We start from the raw sequence: 17,493 nt of genomic DNA on the forward strand, positions 1-17,493 counted from the left end.
GCGCGTCAACAGGCGTCCAACCCTCAGCCGACGTCGGTCCGTCCGCGCCGGTCGCCACGCAGGTTGGCGTAAAGCACATGGTTGCGCCAGCGTCCGTTGATCTGCAGATAGCTCTGCGCCACGCCTTCGTACTTGAAGCCGCATTTCTCCAGCACCCCGCGCGAGGCGGCGTTCTCGGGCAGGCAGGCGGCCTCCAGCCGCGACAGGTCGAGGCGGGTAAATGCGTGATGCGTCAGCGCGAGGATCGCCTCGCGCATGTAGCCCTGTCGGGCAAAGGGCGCGCCGATCCAGTAGCCGAAGGTGCCGGTCTGCGCCGGACCGCGGCGGATGTTGTCCAGCGTCAGGGCGCCCAGAAGCTGCTGGTCCTCGCGCCGGATCAGCAGCATTGGCAGCGCGGTGCCCTGCGCCTCGGCCCGTTGCGCCCAGTAGACCCGGTTGGTGAAGGAACGCCGCGAGAGATGGTCGTTCGACCAGACCGGCTCCCACCGGATCAGGAACTCGGCCGAGGCGGCACGCAATTCCGACCATTGCCGCCAGTCGCCATGCTCGGGAAGCCGCAGCGTCATCCGCTCGGTCTCGACCCGGACACGGCGCTTCAGCCCCAGCATCAGGCGGCAAGCCCCTTGCGGACCTCTTCGATGCCGGGCGCCCCGGAGACCGGCCCGTAGATCGCCAGCGCCGAGCGCGCCGTGGTCAGATCGGCCGCATAGTCCCGGACCGCCGCCGTATCCACCGCGTCGATCTTTGCCACCGCCTCGGCCACATCCGGCACCCGGCCCCAGATCGACAACAGCCGCGCATTGCGTTCCGCCCGCGAGGACGGGCTTTCCAGCCCCATCAGCATCCCCGCCTTCAGCTGCGCACGCGCACGGGCGACCTCAGCCTCGGTCATGTCCTCGGCGGCGCGCTTCAGTTCGTCCACCGTCAGCCGGGTCAATTCGCCGATCTCCGACTCGGAAGTGCCGGCATAGACGGTGATCTGCCCGGTATCCTCATAGGCCGCGGATTGCGCATAGATCGAATAGCACAGGCCCCGGTCCTCGCGGATCTTCTGGAACAGGCGGCTCGACATGCCGCCGCCCATCGCGGTGGCATAGACCTGCGCGGTATAGACCTTGTCGTCGCGGTAGCCCGGTGCCTCGAAGGACAGGGCGAAATGCACCTGCTCCAGGTCCTTCACCTCGCGCCGCTCGCCGCCGACAAAGCGGGCGGGCTCGACCTTCGGCGCGCCGACCGGCTTCAGGGCGCCGAAGATGCGCTCTGCCGCCGCGACGATTGCGTCATGGTCCACGCCGCCCGCCGCCGACAGGATCATCTGGTCCGGCCCGTAATGCGCCCCGATGAAGCCCTCGAAATCCGCCTTGCGGAAGGCCGAGACCCTTTCTTCCGGCCCGAGGATCGTGCGGCCGAAGGGCTGGTCGGGGTAGCTGACTTCATGCAGCCAGTCGAAGATGATGTCGTCGGGCGTATCCAGCGCCTGGCCAATCTCCTGCAGGATGACGTGGCGCTCGGTCTCGATGTCGGCCTTGCGGAACAGGGGATTCAGCACGATGTCGGCGATCACGTCCAGGGCCAGCAGCACGTCGCCCGACAGGACGCGGGCATAATAGGCGGTCATCTCGCGGCTGGTGTAGGCGTTGATGTAGCCGCCCACGTCCTCGATTTCCTCGGCGATGCGCAGCGCGCTGCGCCGGCGCGTACCCTTGAAGGCCATGTGTTCGAGGAAATGCGCGATGCCGTTCTGCTCGGGCGTCTCGTGCCGCCCTCCCGCCTCGACCCAGAGGCCGACGGACGCGGATTGCAGGCCCGGCATCGCCTCGGTGACGATGCGGAAGCCGTTCGGCAGGGTGTGCAGGCGCTGGGTCAAGGTCGGATCCCGGGGTTGGGTCGGCTGCAGCGGTGATACAACCCCGACGCGCGATGGAAAAGGGGCGCTCCGGAGCCCTCCTCGTTCGACTTCGTCTCCTCGTCGGAGAAATCCGCCGCAGCGAGGAGTGACGAAGTCATCGACGAGCGATCCTTTCGCGCACCAGCGCCTGGATGGTGCCCAGGTCGTTCGGAACCCGCGTGACACGTTCCGGCCGGTCGAAAAGATCGGCCATATGTGGCGGCAGCCCGGGACGCACCCCGGTCGCGCGTTCCACCGCATCGGGGAACTTCGCCGGATGCGCGGTGGCGAGCGTCACCATGGGCTCCGCGCCGATATGCTCTTCGGCCACCTTCACCCCCACGGCGGAATGCGGGCAGAGGAGTTCCCCCGTCGTCCGATAGTGCCGCGCGATCACCGCCAGCGTCTCGTCCTCGTCGCAGCGGCCCGAGGCGAAGGTCGCGCGCAGGAAGTCGATGGCCCCCTGGCTGATCGTGAAGCCGCCCGTCTTCATCTCGTCCATCAGCGCCGCCACCGCCGCCCCGTCGCGGCCATAGGCGTCGAACAGGACCCGCTCGAAGTTACTCGACACCTGAATGTCCATCGACGGGCTGATCGAGGGCTTCACGCCGTTGGTCCGGTAGTCCCCCGTCCGCAGCGCCCGGTCCAGAATGTCGTTCTGGTTCGTCGCGATCACCAGCCTGTCGATCGGCAGCCCCATGCGCTTGGCGATGTAGCCCGCGAAGATGTCGCCGAAATTGCCGGTCGGCACGGTGAAGCTGACCGCGCGATGAGGCGCACCCAGGGCGGTTGCGGCGTAGAAGTAATAGACCACCTGCGCCAGCACGCGGGCCCAGTTGATGCTGTTCACCCCCGCCAGCCGCACTCCGTCGCGGAAGGCGAAATCGTTGAACATGTCCTTCACGCGGGCCTGCGCGTCGTCGAAATCACCGTCGATGGCCAGCGCATGCACGTTCGCCTCGGACGGAGTGGTCATCTGCCGCCGCTGCACCTCGCTGACCCGGCCATGCGGGAACAGGATGAACACATCCACATTCGCCAACCCCCGGAACGCCTCCATCGCCGCCGACCCGGTGTCGCCCGAGGTCGCGCCGACGATGGTGATCCGCGACCCGGTCCGCGCCAGCGCTGCCTGCATCATCTGGCCGATGAGCTGCATGGCGAAGTCCTTGAAGGCGAGCGTCGGCCCGTGGAACAGCTCCAGCAGGAAATGGTTCGACCCGAGCTGCACCATCGGCGCACGGGCGGCGTGGTGGAAGCCCTGATAGGCCTTGGCGATCAGGCCCTGGAACTCGTCGTCCGAAAAGAACCCGCCCAGGTAGGGCCGCATCACCTTGAACGCGACCTCCTCGTACGGCGCCCCTGCCAGCGCGGCGATCTCGGCCTTCTGCATCACCGGCACGGTCTCGGGCACATAAAGCCCGCCGTCGCGGGCAAGGCCCGTCATCATCGCCTCGCCGAAGCCAAGGACCGGGGCCGCGCCGCGGGTGGAAACGTAGTTCATCGCCATCGCCTTCAAACCTTCCGCGTCCTGATACGCCAGAGGAGGAAACCTGTCATCCCCGCCCAGGTCGCCGCCAGCAGGAACCACTGGATCGCATAGCCCCAGTGGTCGTTGGGTATACCCGACGTATCGACCGGCATCGGCACGATCCCGTCACCGGTCGGCTGGCTTGCGACAATAAGTGTCGGTTCCGTCTTCAGCTTCGCGGCCATCGCCGGCACGTCGCGGGCGAACCAGAGGCCAGTCTTCTGGTCCGGCGGCGGCGTGAAGGCATTGGTGTCGTCCGGCCAGTGCAGGTTGCCCTCAACCTGCGCCTCGTGCGGAGACCGCGGAACCTTCCGCGCCTCCTCCGCGACGAAACCGCGCTGGACCATGATCCGGCGCCCGTCGGGCAGCGCAAAGGCCTCAATCACCATCACGCCCGGACTTGCGCCCTTCTGGCCCGCCAGCACCTCGATAAACTCGCCGGTGAACCGCCCCTCCGCCACCACGGCCTGAAACTTGTGCTGCCCCTCCTCGGGCCGGGCAGGCAACGGGATCGGGGCGTTCGAGATCCGCGCCTCGATCTCGTCCAGGTAGATCCGCTTCTCCTCCATTCGGCGCAGCTGCCAGAAGCCGAGGCTCATCAGGATCGCCACCCCGACGACGCCCATCAGGACCGGAAAGACGTAACGGCGCATGGCGTACCCCGGAATGGAAAGCGCAGGCCCGAAGGCCCGCGCTGATGGTAGATCAGACCGGAAGGGTCAGCCCTGGCCCCAGACGTAGACAGCGGCGAACAGGAACAGCCAGACCACGTCCACGAAGTGCCAGTACCAGGCGGCGGCCTCGAAGCCGACGTGCTTTTCAGGGGTGAAATGCCCCTTGAGCGCGCGGATAAGGCAGACGGTCAGGAAGATCGTCCCGATGATGACGTGGAAACCGTGGAAGCCCGTCGCCATGAAGAACGAGGCGCCGTAGATGTTGCCGGCGAAGCCGAAGGCGGCGTGGCTGTATTCGTAGGCCTGCATGATGGTGAAGATCACACCCAGAGCGATGGCGATGATCAGGCCATTGACCAGGTCCTTGCGGTTGTTCTCGTGCACGAGTGCATGGTGCGCCCAGGTCGCGGCGCAGCCCGACAGGAGAAGGATCAGCGTGTTGATGAAGGGCAGGTGCCAGGGGTCGAAGGTCTCGATCCCGGCGGGCGGCCAGACACCGTCCACCGCTGGGCTGTCCGGCCCCATCGGATAGAGACGGTGCTTGAAGAAGGTCCAGAACCACGCCGCGAAGAACATCACTTCGGACATGATGAACAGGATGAACCCGTAGCGCAGCCCGATGCGGACCACCGGAGTGTGATCGCCGGCCTGGCTTTCATGCACCACGTCCGACCACCAGGCGTACATGACGTAAAGCACGCCGGCGAACCCGATCAGTCCCATCCAGGGCCCCGAGCCGTGCATCCAGAGGACCGCGCCGAACAGCATCACGAACCCGGCGACTGCGCCGAACAGCGGCCAGATCGACGGTGGCAGGACGTGGTAGTCGTGGTTCTTGGCATGGGCCATGGCCGGTTTCCCTCTTGTCTTTTCTCAGTTCACTGCGGTTGCGTCGGCCGCAGCGGGTTGTTGCAGCGCCGCCTGATCCTCGGGCAGCGGTGTTTCGTGGAAGGTATAGCTCAGCGTGATCTCGCGCACAAACCGGGCGTCCGGGTCATCCATCATCGCGGGATCGACGAAGAAGGTTACCGGCATCTGCACGGTCTCTCCCGGTTGCAGCACCTGCTCGGTGAAGCAGAAGCAGGCGATCTTGGTGAAATAGCCCCCGGTCGTGTCGGGATAGACGTTGAAGCTGGCGGTGCCGGCGATCGGGCGGTCGGTCGGATTGTGCGCCTCGTAGAAGGCCAGGCCGGTCTCGCCGATGCGGATGTCCATCGACCGCACGACCGGCTTGAACACCCAGGGCATGCCCTGTTCCAGCGAAGCGTCGAAGCGGATCTTCACTGTCTGGTCGAGGATCCGGTCCGGAGCGACCTCGGCCACCGCGGGCGTGCCGCCGTAGCCCGTCACCCGGCAGAACCAGTCGTAGAACGGCACCGCCGCGAAGGACAGGCCCAGCATGGTCAGCGCGACCAGCACCAGCTGCGCCGCCGTCCGGTTCTTGCCCTGAAGACGCGGGAAGATCATGGCTTCGCCTCCTCTTTCGGCAGCAGCGCCGGCGAATAGGTATGATCGTAGCCCTGCATGGGTTCGCCACGCTTTACCTTCACGACGGTCAGCGCGAAGACCAGCGCCACGAAGGCCGCCAGCGTCAGGCCGAGGCCGAGGTTGCGGCTGAAGCGGCGCCTGTGCAGTTCGTGTTCGGGACGGAATGTCATCTCACCAGCCCCCGACGCCCGCGGATTTCAGCGCCGCTTCCGCGAGGAAGGTCGCGAAATGCAGGAAGAGATACAGGAGCGAAAACCGGAAGAAGGCCTTCTCCACGGTATAGTTGTCCGCCTCGGCCATGGTCTCGTCACGCCGCCAGATGCGGAAGGCCCCGACCACGAACCAGGCGTTCAGCACCACCGCCACCGCCAGCGTCAGCGGCCCCCCGATCGAGGTCAGTGCGGCCCAGATCGCGACAGGAACCAGAAGAAGCGTATAGACCAGCACATGCACCCTGGTCGCCTTGCGGCCATGGGTCACGGTCAGCATCGGCACGCCGGCCCTGTGGTAATCCTCCTTCATGAACAGCGCCAGCGCCCAGAAATGCGGCGGCGTCCACATGAAGATCAGGCCGAACATCAGGCAGGCCTCGAGCGAGATGCTGCCCGTGGCGCAGACCCAGCCGATCATCGGCGGGAAGGCCCCGGCGGCGCCCCCGATCACGATGTTCTGTGGCGTCGACCGCTTGAGCCACATCGAATAGACCACGGCATAGAAGAAGATGGTGAAGGCCAGAAGTGCCGCGGCCATCAGGTTGGTGGCCAGCCCCAGCATCACCACGCTGATCCCCGAGAGTGCCAGGCCCACCGCCAGCGCCTCGCCGGCCTGGACGCGGCCAGCGGGCACCGGCCGGCGCGCGGTGCGCTTCATCACCGCGTCGATGTCGGCGTCCCACCACATGTTCAGCGCGCCGCTGGCCCCTGCCCCCAGCGCGATGAACAGGATCGCCGCAAAGGCCTCGACCGGATGCAGCGACACCGGCGCGACCAGCAGGCCCACCAGCGCGGTGAACACCACCAGTGACATGACGCGCGGCTTCAGAAGCAGCACATAATCGCCGAACCCAGGCTCGTATGGGGTGGCGTTTGCGCCCTGATATGCTGCGGTATCGCTCATTCCGGTCCTATCCTTGCAGAGGGAAGGCCAGGCGAACGCCCGGCCCCGTCACTCGCTGGCACCCCTCGCGCGGTCAGTCGTTCGACGCGACCTGAACCGGCGCCGGTGCTGCCACCGAGGACAGCTGCACGTCGCCTGCCTTGGCCTTGGCGAGCCACTCGGCATAGGCGGCCTCGGAGACGACCTTCACGGTAATCGGCATGTAGGCGTGCATCTGCCCGCAGATTTCCGAGCACTGGCCGAAATAGATGCCTTCCTTCTCGGCCTTGAACCACAGGCCGGCGGTCCGTCCCGGGACCGCGTCCTGCATCACGCCGAAGGCCGGAACCTTCCACGAATGGATCACGTCCGAGGCGGTGACCTGGACCACGACGACCTTGTTCACCGGAACCACGACGGCGGTGTCCGTCGCCAGCAGGAACTGCTCCTTCGTGTAGCCGGCCGCCTGAAGCTGCGCCTCGACCTCGGGGGTCAGCATGTTGGTGCCGCCGGTCGCGGGCGAGCCGATCATGTAGCTGTCGAAGGCGATGTCCTCGTCGACATATTCATAGGACCAGTACCACTGGTTGCCGGTGGCCTTGATCGTGACTTCGCCCACCGGAATTTCCTGCTGCTTGAACAGGATCGGCAGCGAGAAGGCGCCTATGAACACCAGGATCACGATCGGGATCAGCGTCCATGCCACTTCCAGCGGCGTATTGTGGGTGAAGCGGGCGGGCGTCGGATTGGCACGCCGGTTGAAGCGGACGATCGTGTAAAGCAGAAGCGCGGTCACGAAGATCACGATGGCGGTGATGATGTAGAGGATCATCGTGTCCAGCCAGACAAGGTCGTGCTTGACCTCTGTCACCGAAGGCTGGAAGCCCATCCCACCCGGTTCGGGCTGGCCGATGATTTCCAGCGCCTGCTGGGCAAGGGCCGATCCAGCCGCCAGCATGGCGATGGCTGCGGCGGCAATCCCGTTCGTCACAGTCGAAAGACGCATGTCGCTTATCCCGTTCACGTCGCGGCTTGCCGCCGCTTTGACGGATCCCGGCGTCAAGGCCAGAATCCCGTTGGTTCCCTTTGGTCCTCAAACCATATTAGTGTGCCCGCGACAAGCAAAACCGTTGCGACATAACTTCGCCCACGGTCACTTGACAGGACTGGATCGCATGATGCTGGGCATCTTCAAACTGACGCTGATGACCTTCGGCGTCCTCTACGGCGCGGCCCTGACGGGGATCTACGCCTTCCAGCGCGATCTCCAGTATTTTCCGACCCACCGCGACCCCGCGCCCGCGGCGCTTGGCCTGGCCGGGGTAGATCGCGTCACGCTGGCCGCCCCGGATGGCGTGCGCCTCGTCCTGTGGCTTTCCCTGCCCGATCGGCCGGCACCGGTGATCCTCTTCCTGCATGGCAACGCGGGCGAGATCGCCGACCGCGCCGACCGGATGGAGTTCTACCGCGACCGGGGCCTCGGCGCGGCCTTCCTGTCCTGGCGCGGCTATGGCGGGTCGGGCGGGCGGCCGTCCGAGGCGGGGCTCTTGACCGATGCGCAGACAGCCTACGACCACCTGCGCGGGCTCGGGGTGGCGCCCGACCGTATCGTCATCGTCGGAGAATCCCTCGGCACCGGTCCGGCGGTGATGCTGGCCGCGCGGAAGCCGGTCGGTGCGGTGATCCTGGAGGCGCCCTATTCCGCTGCCGTGGATATCGCCCGCGCCGCATATCCCTGGCTGCCCGTGGGCCTGCTGATGAAGGACCAGTTCCGCGCCCGCGACCACATCGCGGCGATCGGCGCGCCGCTTCTCATCCTGCACGGCGAAGCGGACAGCGTCATCCCCATCGGGCACGGCCGCCGCCTCTACGACCTTGCGGCGGAACCCAGGACCTTCCGCTCGCTCGGTCCCGTCGGGCACGACGCGCTGTTCTCCCCCGCCACCTGGGAGATCGAGGCCGACTTCATCGCCCGGACCATCGGTCCTTGACCCTGCCCGCGCGTCGGCCCATCTCTGGGGCCTCAGCGCACGAGGCCCCCGATGACCGACGCCCCCTTCCGTCCCTTCGACACCCATCTCGACGAGGGAGCCGCCCTCGCCACCCTCCGCGCGGCGACCGCGGGCGCGGACGATGGCGAACTGTTCCTGGAACGCCGCCGGGCGGAAACCATCGTTCTGGATGACGGTCGCATCCGCCAGGCGACCTATGACGCCTCGCAGGGCTTCGGCCTGCGCGCCGTGCGCGGCGAGGTCGCGGGCTATGCCCATTCGACCGAGATCAGCGAGACCGCGCTGCGCCGCGCATCGGAAACCGCGCGCCTCGCCGTGGGGTCGGGCGGCGGCACCCTGGCCGCTCCGCCGCGCGGCACCAACACCCGGCTCTACCGCGCCGAGGATCCGATGGCCGAGGCGACCTTCCCGGTCAAGATCGAGCTCTTGCGCGAGATCGACGCCCATGCCCGCAGCCTCGACCCCCGCGTGGTGCAGGTCTCCGCCACCCTGTCCGCCAGCCTGCAGGAGGTCGAGATCCTGCGCCCCGAGGGAACCCGTCTGGCCGACATCCGCCCGATGGCGCGGCTGAACGTCAGCGTCATCCTGGAAGAGAACGGCCGGCGCGAGACCGGCGGCATGGGCAAGGGCGGGCGGCACGGCCTGGCGCAGCTGATGGCGCCCGAGACCTGGAAGCCGATGATCGAGGAAGCCCTGCGCATCGCGCGTGTCAACCTCGGCGCGGTCGAGGCCCCGGCGGGGGTGATGGATGTGGTGCTCGGCCCCGGCTGGCCCGGAATCCTTCTGCACGAGGCCATCGGGCATGGTCTGGAAGGCGACTTCAACCGCAAGGAAACCTCGGCGTTTTCCGGGCTGATGGGGAAACAGATCGCCTCGAAGGGGGTGACTGTCCTGGATGACGGAACGATCCCCGACCGACGCGGCTCGATCACCATCGACGACGAGGGCACGCCCTCGGGGCGCAACGTGCTGATCGAGGACGGGGTTCTGGTGGGCTACATGCAAGACCGGCAGAACGCCCGGCTGATGGGGGTGGCGCCCACCGGCAACGGCCGGCGCGAAAGTTTCGCGCATATCCCGATGCCGCGGATGACCAACACCTACATGCTGGCCGGCCAGGACGATCCGGCAGGCATCGTCGCCAGCCTGAAGGACGGCATCTATGCCGTGGGCTTCGGCGGCGGGCAGGTGGACATCACCTCCGGCAAGTTCGTGTTCAGCTGCACCGAGGCCTACCGGGTGCGCAACGGCGTGGTGGGCGAGGCGGTGAAGGGCGCGACGCTTATCGGGGACGGGGCGACCGCGCTGAAGGGCATCCGCGCCATCGGCAACGACCTGCAACTCGATCCGGGCATCGGCAACTGCGGCAAGGCCGGGCAATGGGTGCCGGTGGGCGTGGGCCAGCCGACGCTGCTGATCCAGGGCCTCACGGTCGGCGGCGCGGCGGCCTGACCGGCAGGGACGACCCGCTCAGGCCACCTGCCGCGCCTTGCGGAAATGGACCCTTGCCCAGCGCAGGAACGGGGCGATGCGCGGATGGCTCGCCTCGTCCCGGTCGGCCAGCAGCCAGACCGGCGTCGCCTCGGGCACCGGCAGATCCAGCCGCCGCACCCGCCCGTCCGCCAGCCGTTCCGGCAACAGCGCCACCCCCTGCCCGCGCGCGCAGGCCTCCAGCATCGCCAGCGGGCTTGAGGACATCAGCGCCAGCGTCCCGCCCTGCGCCGCAAGCCAGGCATAGGTCGGCACCCGCGCCAGCGAGCCCGAGGCCACGATCACCCGATGCCCGGCCAGGGTCCCGGCAACCGGGTGCCGGCGCAGATAGTCCGGCGCGGCGAAAAGCGCACAGTCCAGCTGGCCGATCCGCTCTCCCGCCGTGCCTTCGGGCGGGGTCTCGAAGGGTGAGACCAGCACGTCATAGCTCGACCGCGGCAGGCTGAAGAGATCGTCATGCACCGAATGGTCTGCCGGCTGGCCCCGCGCCGCGGACCATTCCGGCAGGGCATCGGCCAGGAACAGCCGCGCCGTCACCTCGCAGCTGGCGATACGCAAGGGCGCGGGCAGCGCCTCGGTCCGGGCGAAGGCGCGGGCCATCTGGCGGGCGGCGGCCACCAGCGCCGCGCCGCGCGGGGTGAGGCCACCGTCGGGGCCGAACACCGGCCGCCCCCCGGCCTGCACCGCCGCGATCCGGCGCGACATGGTGGACTGGCTGACCCCCAACACCCGCGCCGCCGCCGACAGGCTGCCGGCCTCGTGCACGGCCAGCACCCAGCGCGCCTGGTTCCAGTCGGGGTCGGACATCGCGGCCAAGCCATGCGAAAACGGATGGCCCCCTGCACTATCGCGGATGGACCCGTGACCGTCAATCCGGCATCCCGCCGCCGTCCAATCCACGGAGCCCGACATGTTCGACCTTGACGCTTATCTCTCCCGCATCGGCCACCGTGCCGGGGCCCCGGGCCTTGCCGCCCTGGCCGCCCTGCAACGCGCGCAGATGGCCGCCATTCCCTTCGAGAACACCGACCCCTTCCTCGGCCGCCTGCCCGACCTTGCGCCGGATGCGCTGTGGCGGAAGCTGGTGCTCGACCGTCGCGGCGGCTACTGCCTCGAACTCAACGCGCTGTTCGGGGCGGGGCTGGCGGCGCTTGGCTACACGGCGCAGCCGATCCTCGGCCGGGTGCGCATGGGTGCCCCGGTCGGCGGGCCGCGGGCGCATCTGGCCTGGCTCGTGCGGCTGGACGGGGAGGATTACCTGGCCGACACCGGCTTTGGCGGCCCCGGTCCCGACCAACCCCTGCGGCTGCACCGGTCCGAACGGGTAGAAACCGCGCTTGGCGCCTTCCGCCTCCGCCCCGAACCCGGCTCGGGCGAATGGGTGCTGGAACGCGAGACCGATTCCGGTTGGTTCGCCCTATACGGCTTCGACCGCCAGCCACCGGCCAGGGGAGAGATCGAGGCCGCCAACCGGATCTGCGCCCTGTCGGACCGCTCGCCATTCCCGGCCAACCTGATGCTGTTCCGCATCGCCGATGGCGCGCGGGCCGGGCTGATGAACCTGCGCCTGACCCAGGGCGACGGCACGCGCCGGATCGAGGGCTACGAGGATTTCCGCCAGGTCCTGACCCGGACCTTCGCCCTGCCCGATGCGCCCGACCAGATGCGCGCGCTCTGGGACCGGCTGGTCACGCTGCCCGAGCCCGCCGAGGCCTAGCGTCCGAACTTGCCCTTCAGCGCCTCGGCAAAGGCATTGCCCCCGCCTTGCGGCCCGGCCTGCATCGGCCCCCGCGCGGGCTTGGCCGGGGCCGGGCCACGCTCGCGCGACTGGTCGCGGGCCGAGGCGCCGCCGTCCGATTTCATCGACAGGCCGATCCGCTTGCGCGGCACATCGACCTCGACCACGCGGACGCGTACCACATCGCCCGCCTTCACCACCGCATGCGGATCCTTCACGAAGCTGTCGGACAGCTGGCTGACGTGTACCAGCCCGTCCTGGTGGACACCGATGTCCACGAAGGCCCCGAAGGCAGCGACGTTGGTAACGGTGCCTTCCAGCACCATCCCAGGTTTCAGGTCGGTGATCTCGTTGACACCTTCGGTGAAGGTCGCCGTCCTGAAACTGGGCCGGGGGTCGCGGCCCGGCTTTTCCAGTTCGGCCAGGATGTCCTTCACCGTCGGCAGACCGAATCGTTCGTCCACGAAGGCCGCCGGGTTCAGCTTCTTGAGCGCGGCGCCGTCGCCCATCAGGCTGCGGATATCGCGCCCGCAGGCCGCGACGATCTTGCGCGCCACGTCATAGGCTTCCGGGTGGACGGAGGAAGCATCGAGTGGCTCCTTTCCCCCGGTGATCCGCAGGAAGCCCGCGGCCTGCTCGAAAGCCTTCGGCCCCAGCCGCGCGACCTTCAACAGGTCCTTCCGCGTGGCGAACGGCCCGTTCTGGTCGCGGTGCGCGACGATGGCCTCGGCCAGCCCAGGCCCCACGCCCGAAACCCGGGCCAGAAGGGGGGCGGAAGCCGTGTTCAGATCCACCCCCACCGCGTTCACCGCGTCCTCGACCACCGCGTCCAGCGACTTCGCCAGCCGGTGCTGGTCCACGTCGTGCTGGTATTGGCCGACGCCGATGGCCTTGGGTTCGATCTTCACCAGTTCCGCCAGCGGGTCCTGCAAGCGTCGGGCAATCGAGACCGCGCCGCGCAGGGACACGTCCAGATCTGGAAACTCGCGCGCGGCGAGTTCAGAGGCCGAATAGACCGAGGCGCCGGCCTCGGAGACCACGACCTTGACCGGCTTCTCGGCTCCCGCCGGCAAGAGCGCCAGAAGGTCGGCCACAAGCTTTTCCGTCTCGCGGCTGGCGGTGCCGTTGCCAATGGCTATGAGCTTCACCCCGTGCTGCCCGATCAGCCGGGCAAGCGTCATCTGCGCGCCCTTCACATCGAGCTTCGGCTGGAAGGGGTAGACCGTATCCGTCGCCACCAGCTTGCCGGTGGCATCGACCACCGCGACCTTGACCCCGGTGCGGATGCCGGGATCGAGGCCCATCGTCGCCTTGCCTCCGGCAGGGGCCGCCAGAAGCAGGTCCTTGAGATTGCGGGCAAAGACCCGGATCGCCTCGGCCTCTGCCGCCTCGCGCAGTTCGGCCATCAGGTCCAGCGTCAGCGAGGTGCGGATCTTCACCCGCCAGGCCCAGGCCGCCGCTTCGCGCAGCCATTTGTCGCCTGCGCCCTGCCCCGAGGCCCCCACCGCAGCCGCGCAAGCCCGTTCCGCCGGGCTTTCGCCGCGCGGGCTGTCGGCATCCACATCGAGGTCCAGCGTCAGAACCTCTTCGTTGCGGCCCCGGAACATGGCCAGCGCCCGATGGCTCGGCACGCGTGAGAAGTCCTCGGAATGTGCGAAGTAGTCGGCGAACTTGGCACCTGCGGCCTCTTTCCCCGCTACGACCTTCGCCGACAGCTTGCCCACCTTGCGCATGTGATCGCGGAGCCGGCCCAGCAGGGTAGCATCCTCGGCCAGCCCTTCCGCCAGGATGTCGCGCGCGCCCTCCAGCGCCGCCTTTGCGTCGGGAAAGCCCTCGGACAGGAACCCCGCCGCCAGCGCCACCGGATCGGCAGTCCGGTCGGCGAGGATCGCATCCAGCAGTCCCTGCAACCCCGCCTCGCGGGCGATCATCGCCTTGGTGCGGCGCTTGGGCTTGAAAGGAAGGTAGATGTCCTCGAGCTCGGCCTTGGTCGCCGCCCCGGCGATGGCGCGGGCCAGGTCGTCGGTCATCTTGCCCTGTCCGGCGATGGACTCGGCAATCGCCGCCCGCCGCGCCTCCAGTTCTCGCAGATAGCCCAGACGTTCCTCCAGCCGGCGCAGCTGGCTGTCGTCGAGGCCCCCGGTCACCTCCTTGCGGTAGCGCGCGATGAAGGGGACCGTGGCGCCGCCGTCCAGAAGCTCGACCGCGGCAATCACCTGCGGGGACGTGGCCCCGATCTCGGCGGCGATCAGGCTGGGGATGCGGGTCGGGCTCATGCGATTCCTCTTCGGTCAGGGGCGGGCACATTAGCCGCGCCGTCCGCCGGGGTGAAGCCCGGGCCTGTACCTCAGCGCGCCCGCGCCGGGCTGTGCCCAAACCGCTTGCGGAAGGCCTTGGAAAAGCTGGACCGCGAATTGAACCCGGTGGCCAGCGCCACCTCTAGGATCGACATGGTGGTGTCGGACAACAGGTCGCGCGCCTCCTGGAGACGCAAGCCGAGATAATAGCCTTTCGGCGTCTCCTGCACCACCTGCTGGAAGATCCGCTCCAGGTGCCGGGGCGAGCGGCCGAAGACGCTGGCCAGTTCGTCGCGGTCAAGCGGCGTGGCGATGTTCGCCTGCATCGCCGCGATCACCCGGGCCACGGCGGGATGGCGGGCCAGCATTGGCGCGGGATAGACCCTCTTCTGCGTGGTGTTCGCCTCGCGGCGGCGCGAGTGCAGGCACATCTCGGCCACGGCATCGGCCAGCTTCTGCCCGTGGTCGCGCGCGATCAGCGCCAGCATCAGGTCCACCCCCGCCTCGCCGCCCGCGCAGGAGAAATGCCTGCGCCCGATGACGTAGATTTGCTCCAGCGGCTCGACATCGAACAGCTCGCGGAAGGCCGGGCGGTTTTCCCAGTGGACCGCCGGCGCGTCCTCGCCCAGCAGCCCCGCGCGCGCCAGCGTGTAGGCCCCGGTGCAGACCGCGCCCAGCCCCCCGCCGCGCCGGGCATGATCGCGCAGCCAGGCCAGCACGCGCTTGTCCGCCGCATCGCTTGCATCGGTGCCCGAACAGACGATCGCCGTGGTCTCGCGGCCCAGCGGCTCCAGCCCCTGATCCACCTCGACCCGCACGCCCGAGGAACTTTCGACCGGCGCCGCGTCCATACTGACCAGACGGTAGCGGTAGAGCGGCTGCTGCGTCAGCTGGTTGGCGATGCGCAGGGGTTCGATGGCAGAGCTGAAGGCCAGTAGGGTAAAGCGCGGCAGGACGAGGAAGGCGAAGTCGCGGGTGACCACCGGCCCTTCCAGCCGCACATGCGCCACCCCGCGCGGGATGACCGCACGGGCCTGGGCGAAGGATCGGTCGGGGGCAGAGCGGGTCACGGGGAACAACCCTGTGCGGGGAACTGCTACATCTCCGCTTCTGCGCCGGGGACCGCACCCTGTCAATTCCCGCAAGCATGAGGCGGTTGCGGCAGTTATCCTGCCGCGGCACTCCGACCGGCCGGCGCGCCCGCGCCTAGCGCGGCCTGAGATCCCGCAGATGGGCGATCAGCCGGGCTTCCGTCTCGGCGTTCCAGCCGTCCGGGTTCAGGGCGGCGGCCCAGGCGGGAATGTAGTGCCGCGCGGCGTAGTCGTGCCCGTATCCCAGAGTGCCGACCGCGACCGCCATGTCGACCCCTACCTGCAGCATGGTGACGACGGGCACCCATCGCATCATCGGAGACACATCCGGCGCGCGGGTGGCGCCAAGCCAGTCCGGCCGCCGCCAGGCAAGCGACCAGTCGAAGAACACGATGGGATCGCTGCCGTATTGCAGGAACACCAGCCGCATCGGCCCCCAGTCGGCCGTCGCGGACGCGAATCTGGCGTCCTGGTTATCGGCCCGGATCAGGGATCCGTTGCCGAACTGCGGCCGCCATGCCGGGCTACCGTCCTGCCGGCGATCGACCACCATGCGCCAGAAATCGCTCAGAAACGGCGATCCGGCCCACATGGCTCCGTTCGGCATGTCGCCCAGCACATCGAGAAGCGGTAGGGTTTCCTGCGACAGGAAGGCTCCAAGGCTCAGCCCGTGCAGGTAGAGCCGGGGGCGCCTGTCCTTCGGCATGGCCGTCCAGCGCCGGTAGACCAGATCGAACAGCGCCTGCGCCTCGGCGATGCCATGCGTCGGATCGACCGCAACCGACACCGGACTTGGCAGATAGCTGTACTGGACCGCCACCGTGGCGACATCGCCCCGCGTGATGTAGTCCAGAGTGTCCATGGCGCCGGGATCCAGCCAGCCGGACCCGGTGGGCATCGCAATCACCAGCACCGCGCGCTCGAACCCACCGACGCGCTCCAGTTCAGCCATGGCCAAGGCCGCACGCTCCTCTGCCGTTTCGGCCGCGTTGAGACCGACATAGACCCGGATCGGCGGCCTTGCCGGGGCGTTCCAGAATGCGGCAATCTCCTTCTCACCCGGCCCGGACGTGACAAAGCTTCGCCCCCAGCGCCCCAGATCCTCCCACGCCACCAGCGAGGCCGCGCTGCCGGACTTGAGCGGATCGTCGGGCGGGCTGACATCCGGGGGAATAAGCGCGTCGGCAATCTGCGCCGACCGGTCGGCGCCGCGCAGCACCGAGCGGAACAGGACCCCGTCCACCAGCGCGGCGAGCAGCGCGAAAGCGACCGCCAGACCGAAAAGGTTGGCCAGCCTCGGCGGCAGATAGCGCGTGCCCTTCCGGCTCCAGCGCCGGAACACGACGGCGAGAACCCGCGCGACCATCAGGAGAATCACAAAGACCGCAGCCGCAATGCCGGCCACCGTGAACGGCGCGACCGAGTCGACATCGGGAAGGCCCCACAGACTGCGGATCGAATTCTGCCAGACGACACTGCGCCAGAGGCACCAGATCGAAACGGCGGCGCTGGCCGCAAGGGTTGCACGGGGAAGCCAACCGGGAACCTGCCATACGGGATATCCGGCCCAGAGCCAGCCGGTCACGCCGCGCAGCATGGACCAGACCCCGTAGCCAAAGGCGAACACGACGCCGGACAGAACGCCCTGCAATTCCGGCTGGCGCGGCACCATGGAGGGCGTCAACGACAGGCAGGCCAGAACGGCGCCCGCAACCAGTCCACCGACGCTGGCCCGCCGGAACATCCACGCACCCAATCCAACCGAGGGCCTGCGATTCCCGGATTTGCGGTCGCCTTCCGACAAGCGGTCACCTCGGATTATTCGGACGCCTGATTACAACTAGACAGGTATAAGACGTCCGGCAAAGCAATAATGGGGGGTCATCGACGCTTGGCAAGCGCAGCGCGGGGGGGGCACTCGTGGTCGAGCCGACGGATACCCGCATGTGCCTGCTTCATTGCCGGGCAGGCCTTCCCGATCACAGCTCGGAGTTCGATGGTACCGCCTCCCCGGCTCGAACGGGGGACCCCCAGATCCACAATCTGGTGCTCTAACCAACTGAGCTAAGGCGGCACTCGCGGCGCGATTTAGCCCCGCCGACCCCCGAATGCAAGCGCGAATCCTTTCCCCCCGAAGCGGGCCGCGCAAGGTTTTCCTTGCACCCCGCGGCGCCTGCCGCTACCCGTC

16 protein-coding genes, 1 tRNA gene and 1 pseudogene are annotated in these 17,493 nt (G+C 68.2%); 3 read left to right on the plus strand and 15 right to left on the minus strand.

Annotated features, from left to right (window positions below):
- Nucleotides 1–23: 23 nt before the first annotated feature.
- The 10 genes and pseudogenes from ACK4IU_RS03680 to coxB all read right to left on the minus strand — a co-directional run.
- Nucleotides 24–608: a GNAT family N-acetyltransferase gene (locus tag ACK4IU_RS03680; RefSeq protein WP_409731796.1), complete on the minus strand. Its 585-nt coding sequence runs from the start codon at nt 606–608 to the stop codon at nt 24–26.
- Entirely contained in the window at nt 608–1,867 is a 1,260-nt protein-coding gene (locus tag ACK4IU_RS03685; protein WP_409731798.1) for a M16 family metallopeptidase, read from the minus strand. The genes ACK4IU_RS03680 and ACK4IU_RS03685 overlap by 1 nt, the downstream gene beginning before the upstream one ends.
- Before the next feature lie 136 nt (nt 1,868–2,003).
- Nucleotides 2,004–3,392, minus strand: a complete 1,389-nt coding sequence (gene thrC, locus ACK4IU_RS03690) for a threonine synthase (protein WP_409731800.1) — start codon at nt 3,390–3,392, stop codon at nt 2,004–2,006.
- Nucleotides 3,393–3,403: 11 nt separating this feature from the next.
- The gene (locus tag ACK4IU_RS03695) at nt 3,404–4,072 is read right to left on the minus strand and encodes an SURF1 family protein (protein WP_409731802.1); all 669 of its coding nucleotides are present in this window, start codon (nt 4,070–4,072) and stop codon (nt 3,404–3,406) included.
- Between the two features lie 66 nt (nt 4,073–4,138).
- A complete protein-coding gene (locus ACK4IU_RS03700) occupies nt 4,139–4,942 on the minus strand; it encodes a cytochrome c oxidase subunit 3 (protein WP_149588839.1) in 804 nt (267 codons plus the stop codon).
- Between the two features lie 24 nt (nt 4,943–4,966).
- Entirely contained in the window at nt 4,967–5,560 is a 594-nt protein-coding gene (locus tag ACK4IU_RS03705) for a cytochrome c oxidase assembly protein (RefSeq protein WP_409731804.1), read from the minus strand.
- Nucleotides 5,557–5,751, minus strand: a complete 195-nt coding sequence (locus ACK4IU_RS03710; RefSeq protein ID WP_409731806.1) for a hypothetical protein — start codon at nt 5,749–5,751, stop codon at nt 5,557–5,559. Before ACK4IU_RS03710 ends, ACK4IU_RS03705 begins: the two co-directional genes overlap by 4 nt.
- Before the next feature lies 1 nt (nt 5,752).
- Entirely contained in the window at nt 5,753–6,697 is a 945-nt protein-coding gene (cyoE, locus tag ACK4IU_RS03715) for a heme o synthase (protein ID WP_409731808.1), read from the minus strand.
- Between the two features lie 48 nt (nt 6,698–6,745).
- Complete coding sequence (locus ACK4IU_RS03720) at nt 6,746–6,862, minus strand: SWIM zinc finger family protein (RefSeq protein WP_409731810.1); 117 nt, start codon at nt 6,860–6,862, stop codon at nt 6,746–6,748.
- A gap of 46 nt (nt 6,863–6,908) precedes the next feature.
- Nucleotides 6,909–7,682 (minus strand): annotated as a pseudogene (gene coxB, locus ACK4IU_RS03725) (cytochrome c oxidase subunit II); the annotation flags it as partial.
- Nucleotides 7,683–7,851: 169 nt separating this feature from the next.
- Between coxB and ACK4IU_RS03730 the strand changes: the two are divergent.
- Both ACK4IU_RS03730 and tldD read left to right on the plus strand, forming a co-directional pair.
- Nucleotides 7,852–8,667, plus strand: coding sequence for an alpha/beta hydrolase (locus tag ACK4IU_RS03730; RefSeq protein ID WP_409731812.1), 816 nt, complete (start codon nt 7,852–7,854; stop codon nt 8,665–8,667).
- A 51-nt stretch (nt 8,668–8,718) separates the two neighbouring features.
- Nucleotides 8,719–10,140 (plus strand): metalloprotease TldD, encoded by a 1,422-nt coding sequence (gene tldD, locus ACK4IU_RS03735; protein ID WP_409731814.1) that lies wholly within the window; start codon nt 8,719–8,721, stop codon nt 10,138–10,140.
- A gap of 18 nt (nt 10,141–10,158) precedes the next feature.
- On the opposite strand, the gene ACK4IU_RS03740 is transcribed toward tldD, so the two are convergent.
- A complete protein-coding gene (locus ACK4IU_RS03740; RefSeq protein WP_409731816.1) occupies nt 10,159–10,986 on the minus strand; it encodes a LysR family transcriptional regulator in 828 nt (275 codons plus the stop codon).
- A gap of 103 nt (nt 10,987–11,089) precedes the next feature.
- On the opposite strand from ACK4IU_RS03740, the gene ACK4IU_RS03745 reads away from it, so the two are divergent.
- A complete protein-coding gene (locus ACK4IU_RS03745) occupies nt 11,090–11,896 on the plus strand; it encodes an arylamine N-acetyltransferase family protein (RefSeq protein WP_409731818.1) in 807 nt (268 codons plus the stop codon).
- On the opposite strand, the gene ACK4IU_RS03750 is transcribed toward ACK4IU_RS03745, so the two are convergent.
- The 4 genes from ACK4IU_RS03750 to ACK4IU_RS03765 form a co-directional block, all read right to left on the minus strand.
- Entirely contained in the window at nt 11,893–14,193 is a 2,301-nt protein-coding gene (locus tag ACK4IU_RS03750; protein ID WP_409731820.1) for a Tex family protein, read from the minus strand. The genes ACK4IU_RS03745 and ACK4IU_RS03750 overlap by 4 nt on opposite strands.
- A gap of 71 nt (nt 14,194–14,264) precedes the next feature.
- Nucleotides 14,265–15,284, minus strand: a complete 1,020-nt coding sequence (locus ACK4IU_RS03755; RefSeq protein WP_409731822.1) for a GlxA family transcriptional regulator — start codon at nt 15,282–15,284, stop codon at nt 14,265–14,267.
- Between the two features lie 136 nt (nt 15,285–15,420).
- Nucleotides 15,421–17,049, minus strand: a complete 1,629-nt coding sequence (locus tag ACK4IU_RS03760) for an alpha/beta hydrolase (protein WP_409731824.1) — start codon at nt 17,047–17,049, stop codon at nt 15,421–15,423.
- Nucleotides 17,050–17,302: 253 nt separating this feature from the next.
- A tRNA-His gene (locus tag ACK4IU_RS03765) sits at nt 17,303–17,379 on the minus strand.
- Nucleotides 17,380–17,493: the final 114 nt, after the last annotated feature.

The sequence above is a fragment of the Tabrizicola flagellatus genome, from assembly GCF_046295235.1.
In the GTDB taxonomy this organism is placed as follows: domain Bacteria; phylum Pseudomonadota; class Alphaproteobacteria; order Rhodobacterales; family Rhodobacteraceae; genus Tabrizicola; species Tabrizicola flagellata_A.

Coding starts and splice junctions, on each gene's coding strand:
- cyoE (WP_409731808.1), bottom strand. CDS start 6,697: ATGAGCGATACCGCAGCATATCAGGGCGCAAACGCCACCCCATACGAG.
- ACK4IU_RS03750 (WP_409731820.1), bottom strand. CDS start 14,193: ATGAGCCCGACCCGCATCCCCAGCCTGATCGCCGCCGAGATCGGGGCC.
- ACK4IU_RS03730 (WP_409731812.1), top strand. CDS start 7,852: ATGATGCTGGGCATCTTCAAACTGACGCTGATGACCTTCGGCGTCCTC.
- ACK4IU_RS03700 (WP_149588839.1), bottom strand. CDS start 4,942: ATGGCCCATGCCAAGAACCACGACTACCACGTCCTGCCACCGTCGATC.
- ACK4IU_RS03705 (WP_409731804.1), bottom strand. CDS start 5,560: ATGATCTTCCCGCGTCTTCAGGGCAAGAACCGGACGGCGGCGCAGCTG.
- ACK4IU_RS03710 (WP_409731806.1), bottom strand. CDS start 5,751: ATGACATTCCGTCCCGAACACGAACTGCACAGGCGCCGCTTCAGCCGC.
- ACK4IU_RS03695 (WP_409731802.1), bottom strand. CDS start 4,072: ATGCGCCGTTACGTCTTTCCGGTCCTGATGGGCGTCGTCGGGGTGGCG.
- tldD (WP_409731814.1), top strand. CDS start 8,719: ATGACCGACGCCCCCTTCCGTCCCTTCGACACCCATCTCGACGAGGGA.
- ACK4IU_RS03720 (WP_409731810.1), bottom strand. CDS start 6,862: ATGCCGAGTGGCTCGCCAAGGCCAAGGCAGGCGACGTGCAGCTGTCCT.
- ACK4IU_RS03745 (WP_409731818.1), top strand. CDS start 11,090: ATGTTCGACCTTGACGCTTATCTCTCCCGCATCGGCCACCGTGCCGGG.
- ACK4IU_RS03740 (WP_409731816.1), bottom strand. CDS start 10,986: ATGTCCGACCCCGACTGGAACCAGGCGCGCTGGGTGCTGGCCGTGCAC.
- ACK4IU_RS03760 (WP_409731824.1), bottom strand. CDS start 17,049: ATGTTCCGGCGGGCCAGCGTCGGTGGACTGGTTGCGGGCGCCGTTCTG.
- ACK4IU_RS03680 (WP_409731796.1), bottom strand. CDS start 608: ATGCTGGGGCTGAAGCGCCGTGTCCGGGTCGAGACCGAGCGGATGACG.
- thrC (WP_409731800.1), bottom strand. CDS start 3,392: ATGAACTACGTTTCCACCCGCGGCGCGGCCCCGGTCCTTGGCTTCGGC.